The 22338-nt window shown below is 32.8% G+C and carries 29 protein-coding genes, 2 tRNA genes and 1 pseudogene; 18 read left to right on the forward strand and 14 right to left on the reverse strand.

The window, feature by feature from the left end; translation table 11 throughout:
- The 3 genes from ACWG42_RS04560 to ACWG42_RS04570 all read left to right on the forward strand — a co-directional run.
- Positions 1 to 212: hypothetical protein (locus tag ACWG42_RS04560; RefSeq protein ID WP_455790400.1), on the forward strand; the 212-nt coding region annotated here is incomplete at its 5' end.
- Between the two features lie 8 nt (positions 213 to 220).
- The gene (locus tag ACWG42_RS04565) at positions 221 to 355 is read left to right on the forward strand and encodes a helix-turn-helix domain-containing protein (RefSeq protein WP_455790402.1); all 135 of its coding nucleotides are present in this window, start codon (positions 221 to 223) and stop codon (positions 353 to 355) included.
- 161 nt (positions 356 to 516) lie between these two features.
- Positions 517 to 654 (forward strand): hypothetical protein, encoded by a 138-nt coding sequence (locus tag ACWG42_RS04570; protein ID WP_455790403.1) that lies wholly within the window; start codon positions 517 to 519, stop codon positions 652 to 654.
- Between the two features lie 61 nt (positions 655 to 715).
- Here the strand turns inward: ACWG42_RS04570 and ACWG42_RS04575 are convergent.
- From ACWG42_RS04575 to ACWG42_RS04585, 3 genes and pseudogenes are all read right to left on the reverse strand, one after another.
- Positions 716 to 1195: pseudogene (locus ACWG42_RS04575) on the reverse strand (IS3 family transposase); the annotation flags it as partial.
- 15 nt (positions 1196 to 1210) lie between these two features.
- Entirely contained in the window at positions 1211 to 1501 is a 291-nt protein-coding gene (locus tag ACWG42_RS04580; RefSeq protein ID WP_455790404.1) for an IS3 family transposase, read from the reverse strand.
- 107 nt (positions 1502 to 1608) lie between these two features.
- Positions 1609 to 1893, reverse strand: coding sequence for a hypothetical protein (locus tag ACWG42_RS04585; protein WP_455790406.1), 285 nt, complete (start codon positions 1891 to 1893; stop codon positions 1609 to 1611).
- Between the two features lie 663 nt (positions 1894 to 2556).
- Here ACWG42_RS04585 and ACWG42_RS04590 point away from each other — a divergent pair.
- A complete protein-coding gene (locus ACWG42_RS04590; RefSeq protein ID WP_455790408.1) occupies positions 2557 to 3837 on the forward strand; it encodes an ATP-binding protein in 1281 nt (426 codons plus the stop codon).
- On the forward strand, positions 3824 to 4414 hold the full coding sequence (locus ACWG42_RS04595) for a hypothetical protein (protein WP_455790410.1): 591 nt from the start codon (positions 3824 to 3826) through the stop codon (positions 4412 to 4414). The genes ACWG42_RS04590 and ACWG42_RS04595 overlap by 14 nt, the downstream gene beginning before the upstream one ends.
- Positions 4415 to 4459: 45 nt before the next feature.
- On the opposite strand, the gene ACWG42_RS04600 is transcribed toward ACWG42_RS04595, so the two are convergent.
- The gene (locus ACWG42_RS04600; protein ID WP_455790412.1) at positions 4460 to 4825 is read right to left on the reverse strand and encodes a hypothetical protein; all 366 of its coding nucleotides are present in this window, start codon (positions 4823 to 4825) and stop codon (positions 4460 to 4462) included.
- Positions 4826 to 5153: 328 nt separating this feature from the next.
- Between ACWG42_RS04600 and ACWG42_RS04605 the strand changes: the two genes are divergently transcribed.
- From ACWG42_RS04605 to ACWG42_RS04620, 4 genes are all read left to right on the forward strand, one after another.
- Positions 5154 to 5612: a hypothetical protein gene (locus ACWG42_RS04605; RefSeq protein WP_455790413.1), complete on the forward strand. Its 459-nt coding sequence runs from the start codon at positions 5154 to 5156 to the stop codon at positions 5610 to 5612.
- A 49-nt stretch (positions 5613 to 5661) separates the two neighbouring features.
- Positions 5662 to 6282: an HAD family hydrolase gene (locus tag ACWG42_RS04610; RefSeq protein ID WP_455790415.1), complete on the forward strand. Its 621-nt coding sequence runs from the start codon at positions 5662 to 5664 to the stop codon at positions 6280 to 6282.
- 59 nt (positions 6283 to 6341) lie between these two features.
- Positions 6342 to 7406, forward strand: coding sequence for a DUF2812 domain-containing protein (locus tag ACWG42_RS04615; RefSeq protein ID WP_455790417.1), 1065 nt, complete (start codon positions 6342 to 6344; stop codon positions 7404 to 7406).
- Positions 7407 to 7475: 69 nt separating this feature from the next.
- Positions 7476 to 7551, forward strand: a tRNA-Val gene (locus ACWG42_RS04620).
- 152 nt (positions 7552 to 7703) lie between these two features.
- On the opposite strand, the gene ACWG42_RS04625 is transcribed toward ACWG42_RS04620, so the two are convergent.
- The 5 genes from ACWG42_RS04625 to ACWG42_RS04645 all read right to left on the reverse strand — a co-directional run bounded on the left by ACWG42_RS04625 (position 7704) and on the right by ACWG42_RS04645 (position 11217).
- Positions 7704 to 8438, reverse strand: a complete 735-nt coding sequence (locus ACWG42_RS04625) for an ABC transporter permease (RefSeq protein WP_455790418.1) — start codon at positions 8436 to 8438, stop codon at positions 7704 to 7706.
- Entirely contained in the window at positions 8435 to 9166 is a 732-nt protein-coding gene (locus tag ACWG42_RS04630; protein ID WP_455790419.1) for an ABC transporter ATP-binding protein, read from the reverse strand. Before ACWG42_RS04630 ends, ACWG42_RS04625 begins: the two co-directional genes overlap by 4 nt.
- Positions 9153 to 9590 carry a helix-turn-helix domain-containing protein gene (locus ACWG42_RS04635; protein ID WP_455790421.1) on the reverse strand — a complete coding sequence of 146 codons (438 nt, stop codon included), beginning with the start codon at positions 9588 to 9590 and terminating at the stop codon, positions 9153 to 9155. Before ACWG42_RS04635 ends, ACWG42_RS04630 begins: the two co-directional genes overlap by 14 nt.
- Positions 9591 to 9764: 174 nt before the next feature.
- Positions 9765 to 9839, reverse strand: a tRNA-Thr gene (locus ACWG42_RS04640).
- Positions 9840 to 9939: 100 nt separating this feature from the next.
- Positions 9940 to 11217: an HD-GYP domain-containing protein gene (locus ACWG42_RS04645; protein ID WP_455790422.1), complete on the reverse strand. Its 1278-nt coding sequence runs from the start codon at positions 11215 to 11217 to the stop codon at positions 9940 to 9942.
- Positions 11218 to 11406: 189 nt separating this feature from the next.
- On the opposite strand from ACWG42_RS04645, the gene ACWG42_RS04650 reads away from it, so the two are divergent.
- Entirely contained in the window at positions 11407 to 12624 is a 1218-nt protein-coding gene (locus ACWG42_RS04650; protein ID WP_455790424.1) for an iron-containing alcohol dehydrogenase, read from the forward strand.
- A 108-nt stretch (positions 12625 to 12732) separates the two neighbouring features.
- On the opposite strand, the gene ACWG42_RS04655 is transcribed toward ACWG42_RS04650, so the two are convergent.
- Entirely contained in the window at positions 12733 to 12999 is a 267-nt protein-coding gene (locus ACWG42_RS04655; protein WP_455790426.1) for a DUF2087 domain-containing protein, read from the reverse strand.
- A gap of 161 nt (positions 13000 to 13160) precedes the next feature.
- Here ACWG42_RS04655 and ACWG42_RS04660 point away from each other — a divergent pair, with 161 nt between their 5' ends.
- The 8 genes from ACWG42_RS04660 to ACWG42_RS04695 all read left to right on the forward strand — a co-directional run bounded on the left by ACWG42_RS04660 (position 13161) and on the right by ACWG42_RS04695 (position 19306).
- Complete coding sequence (locus ACWG42_RS04660; RefSeq protein ID WP_455790428.1) at positions 13161 to 13859, forward strand: DUF1361 domain-containing protein; 699 nt, start codon at positions 13161 to 13163, stop codon at positions 13857 to 13859.
- Positions 13837 to 14655 carry an HAD family hydrolase gene (locus ACWG42_RS04665; protein ID WP_455790429.1) on the forward strand — a complete coding sequence of 273 codons (819 nt, stop codon included), beginning with the start codon at positions 13837 to 13839 and terminating at the stop codon, positions 14653 to 14655. Before ACWG42_RS04660 ends, ACWG42_RS04665 begins: the two co-directional genes overlap by 23 nt.
- A 37-nt stretch (positions 14656 to 14692) precedes the next feature.
- The gene (locus ACWG42_RS04670; RefSeq protein ID WP_455790431.1) at positions 14693 to 15526 is read left to right on the forward strand and encodes a Cof-type HAD-IIB family hydrolase; all 834 of its coding nucleotides are present in this window, start codon (positions 14693 to 14695) and stop codon (positions 15524 to 15526) included.
- Positions 15523 to 16041 (forward strand): 3H domain-containing protein, encoded by a 519-nt coding sequence (locus ACWG42_RS04675; protein ID WP_455790433.1) that lies wholly within the window; start codon positions 15523 to 15525, stop codon positions 16039 to 16041. Before ACWG42_RS04670 ends, ACWG42_RS04675 begins: the two co-directional genes overlap by 4 nt.
- 174 nt (positions 16042 to 16215) lie before the next feature.
- A complete protein-coding gene (locus tag ACWG42_RS04680; RefSeq protein WP_455790435.1) occupies positions 16216 to 16794 on the forward strand; it encodes a hypothetical protein in 579 nt (192 codons plus the stop codon).
- Positions 16795 to 16931: 137 nt separating this feature from the next.
- Entirely contained in the window at positions 16932 to 18197 is a 1266-nt protein-coding gene (locus ACWG42_RS04685; RefSeq protein WP_455790436.1) for an L-cysteine desulfidase family protein, read from the forward strand.
- 79 nt (positions 18198 to 18276) lie between these two features.
- Positions 18277 to 18999, forward strand: coding sequence for an AzlC family ABC transporter permease (locus ACWG42_RS04690; RefSeq protein WP_455790437.1), 723 nt, complete (start codon positions 18277 to 18279; stop codon positions 18997 to 18999).
- Positions 18992 to 19306 carry an AzlD domain-containing protein gene (locus ACWG42_RS04695; RefSeq protein WP_455790438.1) on the forward strand — a complete coding sequence of 105 codons (315 nt, stop codon included), beginning with the start codon at positions 18992 to 18994 and terminating at the stop codon, positions 19304 to 19306. Before ACWG42_RS04690 ends, ACWG42_RS04695 begins: the two co-directional genes overlap by 8 nt.
- On the opposite strand, the gene ACWG42_RS04700 is transcribed toward ACWG42_RS04695, so the two are convergent.
- The 4 genes from ACWG42_RS04700 to ACWG42_RS04715 all read right to left on the reverse strand — a co-directional run bounded on the left by ACWG42_RS04700 (position 19303) and on the right by ACWG42_RS04715 (position 22174).
- Entirely contained in the window at positions 19303 to 19644 is a 342-nt protein-coding gene (locus ACWG42_RS04700; RefSeq protein ID WP_455790440.1) for a helix-turn-helix transcriptional regulator, read from the reverse strand. The genes ACWG42_RS04695 and ACWG42_RS04700 overlap by 4 nt on opposite strands.
- A gap of 298 nt (positions 19645 to 19942) precedes the next feature.
- The gene (locus ACWG42_RS04705) at positions 19943 to 20692 is read right to left on the reverse strand and encodes an SDR family oxidoreductase (RefSeq protein WP_455790442.1); all 750 of its coding nucleotides are present in this window, start codon (positions 20690 to 20692) and stop codon (positions 19943 to 19945) included.
- Positions 20693 to 20797: 105 nt separating this feature from the next.
- Positions 20798 to 21616: a MerR family transcriptional regulator gene (locus tag ACWG42_RS04710; RefSeq protein ID WP_455790443.1), complete on the reverse strand. Its 819-nt coding sequence runs from the start codon at positions 21614 to 21616 to the stop codon at positions 20798 to 20800.
- 108 nt (positions 21617 to 21724) lie between these two features.
- Positions 21725 to 22174 carry a hypothetical protein gene (locus ACWG42_RS04715; RefSeq protein ID WP_455790444.1) on the reverse strand — a complete coding sequence of 150 codons (450 nt, stop codon included), beginning with the start codon at positions 22172 to 22174 and terminating at the stop codon, positions 21725 to 21727.
- Between the last annotated feature and the right edge of the window lie 164 nt (positions 22175 to 22338).

Consider the following 22338-nt stretch of genomic DNA (forward strand, 5'->3'; position numbering starts at 1 on the left):
GATTTTTTTATGACTTTCACAATATATTAAAAGGGTTATTGCCGTTTTCACTTAACTTAAACTGCAATAACTCCCTTTTTTTACTATTTTTACTTCTTACTGCATTTATTCTGATAATTTACGTCATTGAAAATAATAGAGTTTTAAATGGAAAAATTGAAAAAAAACAAAAAAAAGAAGTATTATGTATATCTTTTTCTATTAACATATAATAAAGGTAATGAAAATACTTATATACGAACAACGGGTGAAAAAGAATATTAGTCTGCGAGAATTGTCGGCGATGACAGGGATAAGTAAAACAACATTGAATAATCATGAGAATGAAAAACATCCCCAACATTGGAACAATTAGAAAAAATAGCTAAAGCACTTAATATTAAAATGGAAGATTTGTACGATTCTTTTTTAAATAGCTGTTCATATATGTGGACAAAATATGTGATATAACCACAAATGTAAAGTTATTATATATAATATATGCACAGGTAATTATTACCAAGGAGGATAAACGCCATGGATAGTGATGAAAATAGGACACTAACGGAAGAGGATTATAAAGGGAGAATTATAATCATGTTAAGCGAAATACATGAAGTTCCAGTTCTATGCAGAATCTACAACCTCGTACTAAAACACTTTATAAATGCATAAAAAAACCAACGACTGATTGAAGTGAACCCAATTACTTGGACTAAAAGTAAATAAGCTAAAATTAGGCAGTTAATAAGAATTCATTTCTGTATTGTACAGGAGTTAATCCTTTTAATTTTGTTGTTATCCTTTGCGTATTATAATACTCGATATATTCTTTCATGGCAATTTCTAATTGCTTTAATGATTGAAATTCATATTCATGCCCATAAAACATCTCATTTTTCATTCTACCAAAGAAGTTCTCCATAGGAGAGTTATCTAAACAATTTCCTTTACGTGACATCGATTGTATAATTTCTTTATCTTTTAAAAGTCTGTGATACTGCTTCATTTGATATTGCCAACCTTGGTCAGATTGAAATATCATCCCATTGAGATTTTGATGTTTCTCAAACACCTTATTAAGCATTATTCTTATCTGTTCAAAATCAGGGTTTTTTGAAATATGGTAGGAAACAATTTCGCGATTGTGTAAATCTAAGATTGGCGACAAATTAAGTTTACCAGCTGCTATACGAAACTCTGATACACCGGTTGACCATTTTTCATTACACTATGTGGTCTCGAAATTTCTTTCATAATAAGTTTTATGATTTTCTTCATCAATTACTTTTGTAAGTAATTGATTCTTAACAGTTCCATTCATATCCGCTTTATAAGATTTGTATTTGGCTTTCGGTGTAATCCCATATAAGCCCATCATAACCATTAACCGACTAACCTTCTTATGATTTACTTTATATCCTTTGTTCTCTAATTCTAACTTGATCCTACGGTATCCATAGCGCCCTTTGTTAGAATAGTAGATATTGATAATCTGATTCATGATTTCATCATTCTTCATATCTTTGTTAATCTTAGAAAGATTGTAATGGTATGTAGAATGTTTCAGTCCCGAAATAGTGAGAAGAATTCCAATTGGATATTTACGCTGTAATTCAAATACGACCGCTACTTTTTCTTCGGTTGTTGATTCTTCCTTGCCTGAACCACAGCACTCAATTTTTTTCTATATTCTATCTCTGCTTCCAAATATAAATTCTTATCTTCAAGATATTTCACTTTTTCTTCTAATGTCATATCTTCATAGCTTTTTTTAGATGTTGTTTTATTTATCATAGTAGGTGGTCGTCCTCTCGTTTTCTCTGCTATAACATAATTATTTACTGTATACGATTTTATCCAACTTGTTAACATCCCTTTAGAAAGCAAGCCATATTCAATAGATGTTGACATAATTGAATGACCGTTGATTAGAACTTCATTTATAATTTCTTCTTTGATCTCTAAAGAATATACTTTATTTTTTCCTTGCCTTAAAATGTCAATGCCATGATGATCAATGAGTCTTATTAGGTATCAAATTCCTACCTTCGTTACTCCATACTCACTTGATAAATTTATTACACTATGACCTGTTTTTTTCTTTTATAAATTTCAATTTTTTGTTCTCTTGTAAGTTTTGACATAATCTAAAAATGAACCTCCTTTAATTGGTTGTCCAATTTAGGGGTTCACTTCATAATTGAGGGTAGGATTTTTTTATTTATTACAGTTGTTATAGTATTGATATATTATTGTCTTGGAAAGCTTAAGACATTTGATTTTTGTGATAAAAAATTGGATGTTTATCAAAAAAAGCGATGAGTTTATAATATGAAATTGTTATCATTGCGGCTATCAATGAGGAACGTCTAAAAAAAAGATAAATTATATGCATTGAATATAATAGGAGATTTTGATATTTTTATATTTGGGTGTATCCTTTAGTTTTATTTGTGATATAATTCATTTATATTATAAATATCTTAGAGGATAAATATCGACATTGTTTTTTGCTTTCTGTAGGTACAATTTTTGTATTTACTGGAGGTAATTAGAATGCAAAAGGAGATTAGGATGAGAATTGAACTAAAAGATTTTGCAAAAATAAAAGAAGCAGATATCGAAATAAATGGAATTTCAGTAATTGCAGGTGAGAATAATACAGGAAAAAGCACAGTAGGTAAAGCTATATATAGTTTATTTGATTCTTTTTATAATATCAAGATGAAGGTCAATAATGAACGAGTAGGTAAAGTATCAAGTCTTATAAAGGAGTTGGGGTATTTTGATGATGAAAATGGAGAATTTCAATATATCGATTTAGACGGTAAAACTGAAGAGATATATAACAAATTTTTAGAAATAGACTTGCTTCAAATGTCAAAACAAGAAATTATAGATATATATGGTTCTATACTAAGTGATTATGTGACTGCTAGCGTTATTCATCAGTTATCTACAAAATATGAAGAGATTTTATTGAATATTTATTCTGTGATGAGTTTGAGTGAAGAAAGTATTAGAAAAACGATAGTTAATAGAGTATTTCTCAGTGAGTTTAGCAATCAAGTTTACCCATTACTTGATATGAAATCAAAACCAACGTTGAAACTACAAATAAAAAGTGATTTGATAGAGTTAGAATTCAATGATGAAATTGAAATAAAGAAGTATATTCCCATAACTTATCAAATTATATATCTCGATAATCCGTTTCTATTAGATTCAGTTAATGAGAATATGTTTTTTAGAAGACGATTTAATGGAGGGCATTCTGCTTCTACGATTACTAAATTAAGAAGAAAAAGAAATCCTAGTATTATTGATGAAACTATGGCTAAAGACAAAATTGCTATCATAAAAAATAAGATAAATGAAACTATTCATGGTGAGTTTATAATGGAGGACTCAGTAATTAAATTTAAAGAAGAAGGGTACGATAGTGCTCTTAATATTACTAACTTATCCACAGGGATTAAATCAATTGCTTCTTTATTGCGCCTGCTAGAAAATAATTATATAATTCATAATAGCACAATTATTCTAGATGAGCCAGAAGTTAATCTTCATCCGCAATGGCAAATAAGACTAGCTGAAATCCTTGTTATTATGCAGAAGGAACTCAATTTACATATCCTTTTGAATACACATAGCCCATATTTCATAAGTGCCATTGAATCGTATTCGGCAAAATATCATATCGCTAATTTATGTAAATACTATTTATCTGATTTAATTAATAGTAAAGCTGTTTTTAAAGATGTTACTACAAATATAGATAAAATTTACGATAAGCTTGCAGCTCCTTTTCAAATATTGGCAGATGTAGAAGGATCTATCCATGGCGAAGATTAAGTATGAAAATTGTAAAGCGACTTTGAAAGAAACATCATTTGATTCTATCCATGGAGAATACATGGTGGAATTGCAAAATGAAGTAATAAATTTTGATGAGTTTATGAAATGCTATATAAAGTCATTTGAAAATCATAGTGATCCTTTTTGTTCAGTTGATACTTTATGTAAAATGAACGGAGACTGGTGTTTTATTGAGTTTAAAAATGGTAATTTGAAAAAAACTAGTGTAATGCAAAATATTAGTAATAAAATTGGGCATAGTATACTTATACTCTTGCGAAATGAAGGTATATCTATAAAAGATTTTTATCATAATGCAATTTTTATCCTCGTTTACAATGAAGATAAAAATCGTCCTGTTAATTGTGTAGAGAACAAATTAGATTCTGATGAAATACAGTATTCAGAATCTAGAAATTTAACAGTAGGTGCTTTGACAAAAAAAGCAAAGAGGAACATTATCAAATTTAATATGGCTCGGTATGAAAGCATATATTTTAAGAATGTTTTATCACTTACAAAAAAGCAGTTCGAAAATTATATAAGTAAGCAGACCATTACGTTGCCAAATTGAGTAGCTACTCCTAGTGAGTAGCCTTTTTTAATAGAAAAGAACTCATTAAGAGTTCTTAATTTTAGCAATTTCTTCTTCATAATCATTAATACGTTTTGTGAGAGAAAATGCTTGGCTAACTAGCACAGATCCTATAATTGTTGTTGAAAAATATATTCCTTCATTAACATAGCTTATTATATCTTTATCTCTGCCACTTACATAATTCAATCCAATAAAAAGATCTTCAGTAGAAATGTTCTCAGAGTTCTCATTGAATTCATTAATATATACTTTTATGCGGTCTTCATAAATTTTTGCACTCGCAAACCCCCATAAAAGGACAAAGACAATAACTATTATAGGAGTGATTACACAAAAAAAACGCATTTTCTTCAATGAAATTATTTTAAGTATATAAAAATCAACCATATAGAATTACCTCCTTCCAAAAATCATAATAACATAAAGGTTACATTTTGTTAAATATACATATTGTAAACTTATGTTACTAGTATTATAAAAAAGTATACATATAGGAGAATTTTATGTCTTACATATGCAAAATAGAGTACATATAATAACTCAAATAACCCTATATATATAGCAAAAATGAGTACCAATGAAATCTCTCCTACTCCGCCATTAAACAATAAACACTCATATTGGGTGTTTTTTTATATTTATGAAAAATATCAAAGAAAATTTAGGAATTTTACATGCTTTTCTCGTATATAGAAAGTGAGAGGAGTGTGCAATTATGTACTTTACAAAGAAGATTAGAATTAGAATGAAGGAGGAAGAGAAAAGGATTTTACTAGAGTATGAGCAAACCTATATGGATCAGCTACAAGATTTAGTAAAACAAATGGAGGAGGGGCATTCACATAGGCTTTCTCAAATGGCTTATTTCCATGAGGTACCAATAGCCTGTAGGTGGCAACTTTATCAATTCGCTCGTAAACAATACTTCGCAATAAAGAATAAGAAAGATTTTCAGTATCATCGATCGAGTACTTGGTCTACAAAAGCGTTTCATTACGAAGGAGATATGTTGTCACTTTTTATGAGACATCAAGATTTACACCTCAAACTTTCTATATCCACATTTGAAATGGATCTGTTAAATACATGTAGAATCGTACGTTTAGACATCGTGCATGATGAAAAGTTTTGGTATGCGAACTTTACATTGTGTATAAAAGAGAAGGTTCGATAGATTTCTAACGTAAAATATGCTACGATAAATAACAATGAGGTGATGAAAAATGAAAACATCAATAATATTAGACGTAGATGGTACCCTATGGGATTCTACAAAGAGGATTGCAGAATCCTATAATCAAACAATACAAAGGCTAGGAATACCAGATACACATGTGAGTGTGGAAGAAATCCATGGTGTGATGGGTATGGTTACTGAGGATATCGCAGCTACTATCTTCCCTCAATATCCTTTTGAAAAACAAATGGAACTTATTACCACTTGCATGAATGAGGAGTGCGAATACTTAAAAGATCATCCTGGAGATTTATATCCAGAGGTAGAGAGCGTATTGGCAAAACTAAGTGAAGAGCACGATTTATATATCGTATCAAATTGTCAAGATGGCTACATAGAGACATTGTTTTCTGTATACGATATTCAAAAGTATATTATTGACTATGAATGTTCAGGAAGAACAGGTAAGAAAAAAGGTATTAATATACGTATGCTTATGGAACGCAATCAAGTAGAAAATGCTGTATATGTAGGAGACACACAAAAGGATAAAGAAGCTAGTATTGATGCACATATTCCTTTCATTTTTGCGAGCTATGGTTTTGGAAATGTGGATGAATACGAAAGAAAAATAGACTCTTTTCAAGAGTTGCTAAATTTGGTTTAATTTGACACGATAAGGCATACATGTTAAATTATTAGGTAGCACATTAATGGAGGCTATTTATGGATACAAACAAAACAAATGAAAAAGAGACAAAAGATCTTCAAACAGAAGATACCTCAAAAAATATAAAAAAGAAAACAACCACGACGAAAAAAGTACCTGCAAAGAAAGAAACTAAAGCGGATGCTGAAAATACAAAGAAGGTAACAAAGGCAAAAGCATCTAAGAAAGAATCAACAAAGGTAGCTAAGACTACTACCAAAACTACAAAGACAAAGAAAACAGAAGATACAGTTGCTTTAGAGGATGCGGGTAAAACAGTCGCTACGGCCAAAGCTAAACCTACAAAGACAACAAAAGCAAAGAAAACAGTAGATGCATCTAAGGAAGAAAAACCAGCAACAAAAGCGAAAGCAAGCAGAACTGTAACTAAGAAGAAGAACGATGAAAAAAGCTTGAAGACAAAAGAAGTGGAAACTACTAGTGAAGAGAGTGCTCCTTTACAAACAGCTGAAGTGGAAACGAAAGAAGAAACTACAGCGCCTATCTTAGAAGATATTAAACGTTTTAAACTATTCTTCGTATCTGATATGGATGATGAGGCAGTGTATTTACACGATATGTCTTTACAAGGGTATCACTTCGTGACAAAAAAGGGAATGCAGTACATTTTCCGTCAAGGTGAACCTAAGAATTATTACTATCACTTAGGATACTATGAAAAAGATAAAAAAGATGGAGATCGATACGTTGACAACTACTTAGAAGCTGGTTGGGAAAATATCTATCACGAGAAAGCAGAGTTTGATGGTGTATGGAATTATTTCCGTATTGAAATGCCAATCCATGAGGCAGAACCAAATATCTTCAGTGATCGTGTTTCAAGATTAGCACTATACAAACGTTTATTAAGCGGATGGCGTTCATTACTTGCGGTTGATGTAATTTGCTTTTTAGCATTACTTTACATATACTATTCTTTATCTACACATCCAAGTACGATGACAGGATTGTTCATGACAGGTTGTGTATTATTACTTATAGTTGTTGTGCTTGTATTTATTATCTATTTACGTGCATATCGTAAGATTAGTAAAAAGCAAGAAGAATTATCAAATATTTAAGGGCTTAGCCCTTTTTTTCTTTCATGGTTGATTATTCAATGAAACTATGGTAAAATCTATAACAGTCGTGGAGGTTTAGCTCAGTTGGGAGAGCGTCTGCCTTACAAGCAGAGGGTCAGGGGTTCAAGTCCCTTAACCTCCACCATTTTATTAGAAGATAACGAGGTTTGCCTGTAAGGCAGACTTCTTTTTTTGTACGCGTTAGATTTTGTATATGTTGGTCAAAGAAATCTGTCGATGAAGTACGAAAATATATATATAAGATTTAAATAAAAGCGTTTGACTTAGAGTCAAACGCTAACACATATGTTTCATTTTTCTCGTGAATACATAAATGGAAATAATACTTAAGATGAGTGCATACATCAGAATAACCACAAAATCATTACCAAGCATATTCCAATTGCCTGCATATATATTTCTACCAAGATTAACTGCATGAAGGAAAGGTAGAGCATTTGCTAAATTTTCAAACCAGCCTCCTACCAAACTAACATCAAACCAAGTACTAGATAGCCATGCGACTAAGTTTGTAAGCACGGCTCCACATAAACTGCCTACTTGCTTGTCTGTAAACAAAGTACCACATATCAATCCAATACTTATAAAGATCAAACTGATAGGAACACTGGCGATTATACAGGCAATGATGCGAATAGAGAATGGAAGTCCCAAACATAAAGCAGCTATATAACAGATGGTTGTTTGGATGAATGACATTGGAATCAATGGTAAAACATAACCACCTATAAAGTTATAAGACTTCATCGGAGAACTCATCAATCTCATCATAAAAGAACTTGTACGATCCTTAGCAATTAAGAAGCCTGAGAACATAGATATAAAAGATAATCCAAATACAGCAATACCTGGAGCTAGCGTACGTAAAGGAAATTGTTCTACAGGGAGATTTGATTGAATAAGCGTTAATAAACCTAACAATAGGACTGGAAAGACAATGCCGAAGAATAGATTTACTTTATCTCGTAAAATTTCTTTTGTATTTCTACTTGCGAACGTTAATGTTTTCATAAAGTATTTTCCTTTTGGTTGAAATAAAGAAAAGCATTTTCTAATGTTGTAGCGTTTGCCTTCTGTTTGATTTCTTCAACCGTTCCATCAACAATACACTTTCCATTTGACATAATAATGATACAATCACTTAATTCTTCAGCTTCTTCTAAGTAATGCGTGGTAAGAATTACGGACATCTTCTGTTTTAGTTTACGAATGATATCCCACAATTCATGTCTTGAAAGAACATCTAACCCTAACGTAGGTTCATCTAGGAATAACATTTTTGGTTCTGTAATCAATGCCATTGCTATGGATAGTCTACGTTGCCATCCACCAGATAGGGTAGATGCTTTTTGATGCGCTATAGCTTGCATTGTATAATCCTCTATCATTTGTTTTGTTTTTTGTATTGCTTCCTTTTTAGAGTAACCATATACACCACATATGAATCTTAGATTTTCTTCAACGTTTAGATTAGGGGCTATTGCTGTTTCTTGGGGTGAAACATTCATTATTTTTTTTATTTCAAAGCTATCATGGCAAATACTATGTCCATATACTTTCGCATCTCCACTTGTTGGTAATACTAGAGTCGATAACATTTTGATTGTAGTTGACTTACCAGCTCCATTCATTCCTAATAAAGATACGAGTTCTCCTTCTTTAACAGAGAAATTCAATTTATCCACAGCTTGGATATTGGAATAAGATTTAGAAAGATTTATGGTTTCAATTGCCTCCATGAGATTCGTTTCCACCTTTCATTATTTCTTGTGCAAACTTTAAGAACACATCAGCTTTCACTAAGGCAAGTCCTTGTTCTTCATCTCCAAGGATGAGTAAGTCATCTCCTGCTTTCATATCAAATAAATCACGAGCTTTTTTAGGAATTACAATTTGCCCACGTTCACCAACTTTGACTGTACCAAAACAGTGTTTTCCTTTTGGTGGAATATGCAAATTATTTTCTTTACTATCAAAACTCACAAGATCATCTATTGTGACTCCATATAAATCTGCTAGTGATTTACAATTGTGTAAGTCAGGAACTGTTTCACCTGTTTCCCACTTTGTAACTGCCTGTCTTGAAACTCCAATTCTTTCCGCAACTTCTTCAAGCGAAAAGCGGAATTTTTTTCGTAAAATCATTAAATTCTGAGAAATCATACTTTTCACACTCCTTACATTAAGTATAGGATAGCAGAAGCTTGATTTCAACCAACAAGAATTAACATAAACGGTTTGATTTGGTTGCATATTTCTTTCTATGTACTCTACATTTTTTGCTATATAATTGAAAAGATGAAAAAAAGCCCCTATTAGAAAGGGCCTTGATTGTCATGGTGCCGGAGAGGTGAATCGAACACCCAACCTATTCGTTACGAGTGAATTGCTCTACCATTGAGCCACTCCGGCATTTTGAAGAGGAACATTGTCCTCATAGTATACTCTGTAGAAATCCTATTAAGAACGAAAATATTATAGCACTTTTAAAAATGTCTGTACATATAAAAGACTATGTAAGACTCGTACATTTTAACAAATACGCTTCCATGTTTTGACATATTTCTGGATACAGTTTTGAAAGTTTACTATAAAGTAGAATCATAGGATCACATTCTTTTTGAACTTGCGCTATAATCTCATCATAATGCGCAATAGTGGTTTCAACAATGGTAGAATCTAATTCATGATGATCAACATTTGAACGAAGTATATTTACAATCTCATGTTTCTGTAAGGCTGCTTTATAACTACGTTGTTCATATAAAGCACTGATGATATCCGCGACTGCGACAATACGTTCATTCAAGGTCAAATCATTCTCATTTAAACCTAGTGGATACCCTGTACCGTTTAATTTTTCATGGTGACGTACTGCGATCTGAACGATATCTTCTTCAATTAAGTGATCTAGAATTTCTATTGTATAATCGACGTGTTTTCGCATAATTATCATTTGTTCATCATCTAGTTTTCCTGGGAAATCCAATATTTCACTTGGTATACCAATTTTACCTAAATCATGAAAAATAGAACCGAGGTCAATTTTCTCAAGATCAGTAGTACTTACTTGCATCAATCTTCCTATATGTAAAGCAATACGATTGGTCGTCATGGTATGTGTTATCATGTATTCACTTCTGAAATCTATTGAATAGGTAATCATATCTAGATAAGCACGCAATTCTTCATCTGTATGTAAGATTTTTGAAATCTCGCTGAAATCTAACTCGTTATCTTTGCGGTAAACATCTTCTATGAAGTGGTATTCCACATCTGCTTGGAAAAACAAGTCAAGCATATCGGAAGAAAACAAAGTCTCAGAATGTTCTAGTAATATATTCTTTGCTTTCTGAACATCGTTGTATATTGTCATTAGAATATCGAAACGATCACATATGAAAAGTATCTGAATATACTTCCATTCAGGAATATTATAATTTTTTAATTTGTTATAAGGCATATGATGACAAAGAATAGCCCTAGAGTAGTCTTTTAATGGCGCAAGATATTTTAAAAATAAATAACCATAGACAGAGTGCTTCATAATATCTTCTGTTTCAAACTCAACCATTTTTTCAATATCATCTGTTTTATATGCACCTATATCATGTAAGAAAGAAGTAATGGTGAAATCACGTAATTCTTCTGGTCGCAAATTCCCTTCAAAAAGTGCGCACTTCCATGCCATATAGGCAACTCGATAGCCATGATCAATGAGTCTATAATCAAGTTTATTGAGTGTATGACGTAGTATGGACATCAATTTATAGCCATCAATGAATTCCATGAAATCTCTCCTTTCTTTTGTTTCAGAAAAATACTTTCAAGAATAATATAACACATATCTACAAATACGTAATACTTTTTTCGAAAAAAGTCTACTTGTGAGTGCAAGTTGTTGAATTCACAAGTAATTTGATGTAAACTGATAGATAGTTAAGGGCTTACAATAAGCCGGAAAGCGAGGATTTTTTTAATGAGATTTACATTACCTAGGGATTTGTATCACGGAAAAGGATCTTTGGAGGCTCTAAAAGATTTTACTGGTAAAAGAGCAATCATTTGTACTGGTGGAGGCTCCATGAAAAGAGGCGGATTCTTAGATCGTATCGAAGCATATTTAAAAGAAGCTGGTATGGAAACTTTGATTTTTGATGGTATTGAACCAGATCCATCTGTTGATACTGTAATGCGTGGTGCACAAGTGATGTCAGAATTTGGACCAGATTGGATTGTTGCTGTTGGTGGTGGTTCACCAATCGATGCAGCAAAAGCAATGTGGATCAAATATGAGTATCCTGAATCAACGTTTGAAGACATGTGTAAAGTATTTGGTTTACCAAAATTACGTACAAAAGCAAAATTCTGTGCTATTCCATCAACTTCAGGAACTGCAACAGAAGTTACTGCATTCTCTATCATTACGGATTATACAAAAGGAATTAAATATCCAATTGCTGACTTTGAAATCACACCAGATGTAGCAATCGTTGACTCTGACTTAGCAGAAACAATGCCTAAGAAATTAGTTGCACATACTGGAATGGATGCTATGACACACGCAGTGGAAGCATATGTATCAACTGCAAACTGTAACTATACAGATCCTCTTGCTTTACATGCAATTACTATGATACAAAAAGATTTAGTAGATTCTTATAATGGAAATATGGAATGTCGTGCAAGTATGCATGATGCACAATGTTTAGCTGGTATGTCATTCTCTAATGCATTGCTTGGTATTGTGCACTCTATGGCACATAAAACTGGTGCAGCATTTACTGATATTGATGGAGGACATATTATCCATGGTGCAGCAAATGCAATGTACTTACCTAAAGTTATCGCATTCAACGCAAAAGATGAAACAGCGAAAAAACGTTATGGTGTGATTGCGGACTATATGAAATTAGGTGGAAACAATGATGATGAAAAAGTGGCATTATTGATTGCTCACTTACGTAAAATGAGTGATGATTTGAATATTCCACATTCTATGAATACTTATGGAATCGATGGACTTCCTGCAGAAAAAGGATTTGTTCCAGAAAATGTTTTCCTTGAAAGAGTTGAAGATATTGCGGCAAATGCAATATTAGATGCTTGTACAGGTAGCAATCCTCGTCAACCATCTCAAGAAGAAATGGTGAAATTATTGAAATGTTGCTACTATGATACAGAAGTAAATTTCTAATATAATTTATGTTTGAAAAGCGTGGAATTCCACGCTTTTTAGTTACCCTTTTGAGCATTCAGATAATAGAAGATGAATATGATTCTTAAAGCTAATTACTAATAAATATTATATTTCGTCCTCATTACACTTGTAATATGCACTGCCATCCCTATTGCGTTTGAGTATACCATAATCAATTAGATACCTTCTTATTTCAACAAAATCATCACAACGTGTTTTCAAAAAATTATTAATTTCTGTTTCTGTATAGATTTCTTGAAGAGGTAGTTCTTTACAAATGGATTGTAGTATAAGGATGCGTAGTTCTCTTTTTTTGGGCATTTGCTTAATGTACCCATCTTTATAAAATGGATCTAAACTGATTGTTTTCATAATATCACCTCATAACTATAATAACACCTCGAGTTTATAGATTCAATAAACAAAATCACGATAAGTTTATTTTATTTAGTTTAGTGATGAATTAAGAGAATCTTTAGTATTAGGAAAAGCATAGCATGATATAATACTATATAAGAAAGGCAGGTAAACATATGAGAAAGGAATTGCGAAGAAAAGAAATTGTTTTTATCATCCTATTTGTTGTGTATTCTATTTTTTCTATGTATGTTTACAATAAAACGAAAGTTTTTATCCATCGTGCAATGATTTGGAATATAATGCTTGCGACATTGCCTTTATTCTTTAGCTCTTTATTTTTGAGTATGGCCAAACAGAAGAAAACAGTGCCTATGATTGTATGTTTTATTTGTTGGTTGTTGCTATTTCCAAACGTTGCCTATTTGATTACGGACTTCATACATATTACACCATTAACATTTTATGAATTCTCATCACAAGGAAGTTTTTATGTACGTGATATTTGGGTATGGATTGAATTGCTTCATATAGGGTGTGGAGTTTTAATTGGTTTTTTTGCTGGGTATCGTTCACTTTATCATATACAGTTGTATGTAAAAGATAAGTACAATTCATGGATTTCCTGGGGAATGGTAGCTGTTGTTTCCTTGTTAAGTGGATTCGGTGTATTCCTTGGAAGATTTCTGCGTTTAAATTCTTGGGATGTATTAAAACCTATGAGTCTTATCAATGAAGTTTATGAGAATATAGAACTAAGTTTTTCCATTCCATTTTCTTTTATCATGGCTATATTTATCGTAATCACATATACTTTATTTTATTTGTGTTCAGACCATAAGGAGAATTATGATGAGAAAACTATATGTGAGTGATTTAGATGGAACACTTCTTACTTCACAGTCCAATCTTTCTTCAAAAACGATAAGCATTATCAATGGACTTATAGAACAAGGAATGCATTTTACATTTGCGACTGCACGATCCATTAGCTCAGCATCTAAGATTGTTCAAGGGTTGCATCTCAACATACCTATGGTTGTCTATAATGGAGCTTTTATTATCGATCCTATACATCATACTCCAATATATTCTCAATTTTTCTCTGATGTAGAAAGTAAACAGTTACTAGATACGTTGCTTTCCTTTGCACAATACCCATTTGTTTATGCTTATATAGATGGTGTAGAAAGAGTAAGTTATCTACCAAGTAAGTTACATGAAGGAGGACATCATTACCTTCTTCAACGTGAACATGATAAACGTTTTCGTCCAGTAGAGCACATTGAAGAGTTATGCGACGGAAATATTTTCTATATGACATGTATTCATGAGGGAGTCTTTCTTCAAGAGGTATATGATAAAATATGTACATATTCTTTTACGAATACCATTTTTCAACAAGAACTATATCGTGAAGAGTATTGGCTAGAAATGATGCCTATACAAGCAAGCAAAGCATATGCAATTCAAGCTTTAAAGGAAATGGGGAAGTATGATCAGGTGATTACATTTGGAGATGCTATAAACGATCTTCCAATGTTTGCGATAAGTGATGCTTGTTATGCAGTTGAAAATGCACTGCCCCAACTAAAAGAAAAGGCAACAGGAGTCATAAGCAATCATAATCAAGATGCGGTTGCATTGTGGCTTCAAGAACATTTTGAATAAAAACATGCTATAATAGAACATATTTGGAGGTACGAACATGTATAAATTAATTGCCTGTGATTTAGATGAAACACTATTAAATAGCGATAAAGAAATAAGTGAACGTAACGTTCTAGCAATCAAACGAGCACAACAGGAATTTGGTATACGATTTGTACCAGCGACAGGCAGGGGATATACATGTATTCAAAATGTCTTAGATACGTTGGATGTACATAACAAAGAAGATGAATATATTATTTCTGGTAATGGTAGTATCATTTGTGAAAATAAAGATTTTAAGAAACTAACATTTCATACTCTTCCATTTGAAAAAGCGAAACAATTATTTACTTATGGAATCGAACATGGGTTATGTATTCAACTATTTACTGATAAAGATGTATATGCCTATCAAATCAATGAAGATGAAAAAGAATGGTTGTTTATGTTTAAAAGTGATGCCGTGGTTATGGAAGAGAATACCATCGATTTCTTAGAGAATACACCCATTATGAAAATCTTATTTCAACGAGCAGATATGGAATACCTAAGAAACATTGCACAGGATATGATGCCAATTACGGACGGAGTTAGTATTTCTTTTTCTAGTGATCGCTATCTTGAAATGAATCGCGCTGGTGTTGATAAGGGGTTAGGTCTTAGAGAACTAGCACAGCATTTAGGAATACCAGTAGAGCAGACGATTGCTATTGGAGATAATTTTAATGATATTGCAATGTTAAAGACCGCAGGTTTATCGGTTGCGGTAGCCAATGCAGCACAAGAAATTAAAGACATCTGTGATTATGTTACTACAGCAGACCATAATGAAGGTGGAGTTGCGGAGGTTATAGAGAAATTTATTTTTGAAAGAGAGTGTTGCCTATGAATTCTTCCATGCGTAGAGACTCCATATTACAAACCATAAAACAAAGTGAAAAACCTTGTTCAGCGAGTTCTTTGGCAGCTCAATTTCATGTATCTAGACAAATTGTGGTAGGGGATATTGCATTGTTGAGAGCGAGTGGTGTGAATATTATTGCGACTCCAAGAGGATATGTTATGGAAGATATAAGCTTGGATTCTATGAGCTATGCAATCGCAGTAGTGCACAAAGAAGAAGATTTGAAAGAAGAGCTATATACGATTGTGGATCATGGAGGTACAATTGTAGATGTTATTGTAGAACACCCTTTATATGGACAATTATCTGGACAACTTCATATCACGTCACGCTATGATGCAGATCAGTTCTTAAGTAACGTGAAGAACAATCAAGCAATTCCACTATCAAAACTTACCAATGGACTTCATTTGCATACCATCAAATGCAAAGATGAAGATACCTATCAAAGAATTATACAAGCTTTAAAAGAAAAAGGATTCCTTTACGAGAAATCCTAAGAAGTATACGTTATCATCCTTTATGACATATATAAGTTAGGTTCTTCGTGAAGAGGAACCTTTTTATAAACGCTTTCACAAAAAACAGGATTGACAGGTGTGACTTGCAAGTTTATAATAGTCATAACATGTGTCAAGACACCTGTTAGAAATAGATGAAAGGGAGAAAATTGTATGAATAAGAATATATTTAAAATGGTATTATCTGCAATGTTGATAGCGGTTGGAATTTTGATTCCTATGGTATCGCCAATTAAGGTTTTAATCGAACCAATGTCCTTTACTTTAGCATCTCATGTGGCAATTATGATTGCGGTATTTGTATCTCCTAGTGTGGCGGTTTCTGTAGCACTTGGTACTACTTTAGGATTTTTACTAGCAGCATTCCCACTACCAGTTGTACTTCGCGCATTGAGCCATGTTATATGGGCTTTTGGGGGAGCGTATTATTTAAAGAAACATCCAGAAACATTAAATTCTTTAGTTAAGACAATTATATTTGTAGTATGTGTAGGTGTTGTTCACGCACTATGTGAAGTTATTGTGGTACTTCCTACATATATGGGAACGACAACAACAAGTGAGTTTGTATATATGGTATTTGGACTTGTTGGAGTGGGAACTATTGTGCATAGTTCCATTGACTTTGTTATTAGTATTGCAGTTTGGAAAGTCATTTGCAAATCTAGAGAGGTTTCATCTATTGCGAGTGTAAAAGAAGTACGTTTAAAATTACGTGCAACTGAAGCATAAGAGAAAGCTAGAATTTTAAAGGATTCGCTTGTATGCGAATCTTTTTTCTGTAAAAGTATACGAATCATAAATAAAGTTCTAAATATGTTTACAATGCTTGTTATATTTATTAGAATGATAGTAAAAGAGGATAGAATATGAAATGTATATATTTAGAAACACTTAAAAAAGAAGTAATACCTGCAGAAGGGTGTACAGAACCAATCGCGGTGGCATATGCAACCGCATTAGCTTTTGATTTGCTTGGAGAAGAAGTTCAACATATAGACCTCTTTTTGAGTGCAAACATCATTAAAAATGCATTGGGAGTAGGGATACCTGGAACTGGCAAGGTAGGGTTGGATATTGCGGCTGCTTTGGGTGTTGCGATTTGTAAACCAGATAAGAAACTAGAAATACTATCGAATTTCACAAAAGAAGAACTACAACAAGCAGAAAAAATAATCGATAAAAAGATCATAACTACAAAACAAAAGTTTGTGGATGAGAATTTATATATAGAAGTACATATGCGCGGTGTACATCATAACGTAGAAGTCGTGATTGCTCGTGAACATACAAATGTAATCCTTTTAAAAAAAGATCAAGAAATCATTAAAGAAGTGTCATTATGCAAGGATAGTGATGAACAAAAGGGAACCTTGTTAACAATCTCTGGAATCTATGAGTTTGCGACAACCATCCCTTTTGAAGAAATTGCATTCCTTTTAGATGGCGCCGAAATGAACCAAAAGGTATCACAAGAAGGCTTAAAAGGTGGTTATGGATTAGAAGTTGGTAATAAAATCAACACAGAGAATGGGAAGAATATTTTATGTGCTAATGTTGCGAACCAAATCATTGCGGCTACTGCCGCAGCATCCGATGCGAGAATGGATGGTTGTACTATGCCTATTATGACTACTGCAGGAAGTGGAAATCAAGGGATTGCTTGTTCTATGCCTGTAATAGCACTCGCACAACAACTTAAAGAAACTCCAGAAAAATTAGCTAGAGCATTGGCAATTAGTCATTTGATTGTTTGCCATATCAAAGAATACATGGGTAGGTTATCTCCTTTGTGTGGGGCTGGTATCGCTGGAGCAACTGGGGCAAGTTGTGGGATTACCTATTTGATGGGTGGAGATTTACATAACATAAAACATGCCATAAGTAATATGCTTGCGGATATGACTGGAATGATTTGTGATGGGGCGAAAACAACCTGTGCATTGAAAATAGCTACCGCTACAAATGCAGCGATTCAATGTTCTACACTAGCGATGAATGATATTTCACCTACTAGCAAAGAAGGTATCATTTTTGAAGATGTAGAAGAAACAGTAAAGCACATTGGGAAGCTCGTCAGTGGTGGTTTAAAGGAAATGGACGCTACCATTTTAGATATTATGTTGAATAAATAAGGAAATCCTTCAAGATAGAAGGATTTCTTCTTTTCATATATCTTACAATACGGTATAATTATGCCTAAAGAAGCGGGGAGTGAAGCTTTTGGAATTGATTGAAAATCGTTTTAAACAAGGGATAAAAGATGGAGTGCCAATTGGTTTAGGATACCTTTCGGTATCTTTTACATTTGGTATGGCAGCTGTTTCTGGAGGAATACCTGTTGGGGTTGCGGTAATGATATCTTTGGTGAATGTGACAAGCGCTGGACAATTCTCTGGATTAGCCTTAATTCTTCAACAAGGATCCTTATTTGAATTGGCATTGTCTCAATTTATTATTAATTTACGTTATGCCTTAATGTCTTTATCTCTTTCTCAAAAAGTCGATAAGAAAATGAAGACTCACGAACGTGCACTTGTCTCTTTTGGTATCACGGATGAAATATTTGCGCTTGCTAGTAGTACTTATGAACGCGTTGGAAAATGGTACATGGCTGGGCTTATTTCATTTCCTGTATTCTGTTGGACATTTGGTACATTTCTTGGAGGAGCCGCAAGCACCATATTACCACTAGCCATTCGTAATGCGCTAGGGATTGCGATTTATGGAATGTTTCTAGCAATCATTATTCCTCCTGCTAAGAAATTTTCAGCCGTAAGAAAAGTACTGATAATTTCCATATTCCTAAGTTGTTTGTTTGCCATAGTTCATACATGGGTACCAATAAGTTCAGGATTTGTAATTATCTTGTGCACAGTAATAGCTTCTGCGTTTGGGGCTTATTTCTTTCCAATTGAGGAGGTACATCATGAGTAACTATATTCCATATATTCTCGTTATGGCAGGTGTGACCTACCTTATAAGAATGATACCTTTGACCTTTTTTCAAAAAGAAATACATAACCAATTTATAAAATCTTTTTTGTTTTATGTACCCTATGCAGTTCTTGGCGCAATGACATTTCCAGCCATATTTACATCCGCTGGAACTTCGCCCTCCCAGATACTGGCGAGTTGTGTTGGATGTGCAGCGGCATTGCTGCTTGCATATAAAGGAAAGAGTTTGATTATGGTTGCTCTGGTTGCATGTATCGTTGTCTATATTACATTGTTTTTGTTTTAGGAATTCATTTGAGTTCCTTTTTTTTGATTCATGCTTTTATCAAAGTATCGCACCAATAGAAATAGAATGTACTGTTGTTCTTCGTCTAACTTTGGTATTACTGTAATAAAAAATGTATTCATATGCTCTTTATCGAGTGGTGGAGAACCATCAAATACATCCTTTAACCCAAGAAATTCTACCATGCTAAGAAAACAGTCCAGTTGTGGAAGCCTCTTATTATTAATATAATGGCTCATGGTTTGCGGAGAAATATTTAACTTCTCCGCAATGTCTTTTTGCTTGTAATTATTCTTTGTTAATGCTTCTTTTAGAATAGTCCCGAAATCCTTTCTCATATTTATTCCCCCTATTCTTCTTTATTATGATATAGAAAAGCTTGTTTTGTACAGTAAAATCAACAGTAAGGATAGAAATATAGAGGAAGTTAACAATATGTATAGAAATAGGCATATGTACTAGCTCATTTTCTAGTTTTTACATATAACAAGATGGAGGGTGATTATGGAACCTACACAAAAAGAAGTTAAGATAGCACTCTGTATTTTAGTGGGGGCATTATGCTTAGGAATCTTATGTATTTTTATCATCGCGTATATGATGGCGTAAAAAAAGAAGTGAGTCACTTCTTTTTGCTTAGTGTATAGAATAGCCACCATCAATAGGAATACAAGCTCCTGTAATGTAATCACCTTTTGAGGACGTTAATAAAAGAATCAAACCTTCCATATCCTGTACACACCCCCATCTGTGAGTTGGTATCCTTTGTAAGATAGAGGTATCCATTTCATTGCCATCTCCATTTTGTAACTTTGCGCCAGTATCCATAAATCCAAATGCAATGGCATTGATTTGAATATGATCACTAGCAAATTCATAAGCAAGATACTTCGTCATAGCCTCCAAAGCACCTTTACTAGTATAATAAGCACAATACTCACTTGTATCAAAAGGAAGTATTCCACTCGCATTGATTATCTTTCCACCAGTTTGTTGCTTTTTGAATTGTTTGATGACTTCTTGCGATAAAAAGAAGGCAGCTCCCACATTGATATCCATAGCAGAATTCCATTCTATTTTTGTAATCTTTAGTGTATCTTCTTTCTTTAGTGTACCTGCAAAATTCAATAAAATATCAATCTTTTGATAAGTTCCCAGCACTTCTTTCATCAAGGAATGTATAGCACCAGGAGTGGTTAGGCTAATCGTCATGGAATGATATCTTCTACCCATTGCTTCAACTTCTTGCTTTAACTTACTATCATCCCCAATACTAATACCAAAGATATCTGCCCCATGTTGTGCTAATATTTTTACACATTCATATCCAAGCCCTTGTGAACATCCACTTACCAACGCGATCTTTCCATGTAAATCAAAATCCATATACATACCTCCTTATATCGTTCTATAGGTAGTATGAGTATCCTTTCTTCTCTTATACATAGTTCATAAAGATTACACCGAAACAATAAAAAACATATAAGATCCTTAGACTTTATCTGTTTCCATATAAATACGAGTTATATATTCACTATCCTCTTTTACTGCGATATCCGCTACCATATACTCTTCATAAGCATATGTCCCTAATGAAATATCATGCTTATCTGCATACTCCAACATTGCTTTGTATGTGTCATCTAAATCATTATAACTTCCATTGTGCCATCCACATAAGTACCAACCTTTTTTACGAACCATGGATGGTTTTGCATAATCTTCATTTAAGACTTGATACATATACGAATAGTTAATATAATCCTGTTTACGTAGATTATCGATGGTTATCATATTTCCTACACTTTGTTGAACATTTATGGAACTTTCTTTCATAAAATTGATATAGTCCTTCATAAAGTTCGCAAAGCTTTTATCATTTGTATTCTCTAAATTCTCAGTACACAAGAGATTTTCTTTCTCTAATTCAACAAGTTCAAATTCTTGGTATTGATGAGTTAAGGCATAGGTTGTGGAATCTTTCATCCATTTCATCATCGACTTAATACTGAGAAGATATCGTATTTCATCATCAATTTCTTTGGCTTTTGTATCCAATAGGTTCAAGAATAAAGAAGGGTTTCTTTCTTCTAGATAATTGCGTATTTCTTGTAAAGACATTCCCATCTTTTGAAGATTCTTAATGATGAGAAAGGTATCGTATTGATGTATAGAATAATAACGATAGCCATTGTCCGCAACAAATGCTGGTTTGAATACACCAATTTCATCATAATGAAATAAAACATGCTTTTCAACATCAACAATTTTTGAAAATTCTCCAGCTGTAAAATATTTGTTTTTATTCATAAGATTCTCCTTGTATAAAGTATAGTATGAGGCGAAGCATATGTCTATAGTTTCTACTTATATAGAAAAAAGATTGCCATAGGACAATCTTGTGAAATTGAAACTTTTCTATTTAAACGCTTTGTTGTATTGTTCTTTGAAAAATGTGAGTAATTCTTTTTCTTCGATTTCTAAATCAGACAATGTTGTTTTATATGTTTCTTTCCAATCCTTAGCAATTTCAGTTGCATCATCACCACAGTCTCCACTTGGTTTACCCTTTGAGACGAAACAAATGCCTTCATCACTAAAGATAAGGGAAGAATCATCAAGAGGAGAATAATTAATAGATAAGTTTTCTGTTAAGTCTATTTTTACAAAAGAAAATTTGTCTTTATTATCAATTATAGTATATGAAAAAAAATAGCTATCATCACTTGGATTTATGGAATATCCTCCATCTTTACAACTTACCTCAAGTTTATTGTCTTTTAATGTATCCTCAACGCTTTTCTTACCACATCCTGCTAAACTCAATACTGTTAACGCACTTAAAGCTACCAAACATAATTTTTTCATCCCCATTTTCTCCTTTTTCTGTAGGTGTTTTTTTGTAGCATAGAACCTATCTATCTATATAGTAGCATGTTAGCGGAAAACGTCAATACTACAGATATAAAAGTAAAGATAAATGTGAAATAATGGAAAGAAATAAAATAAAGTGTTGACTATAAGGTAACCTT

This window comes from Amedibacillus sp. YH-ame10, assembly GCF_053848885.1.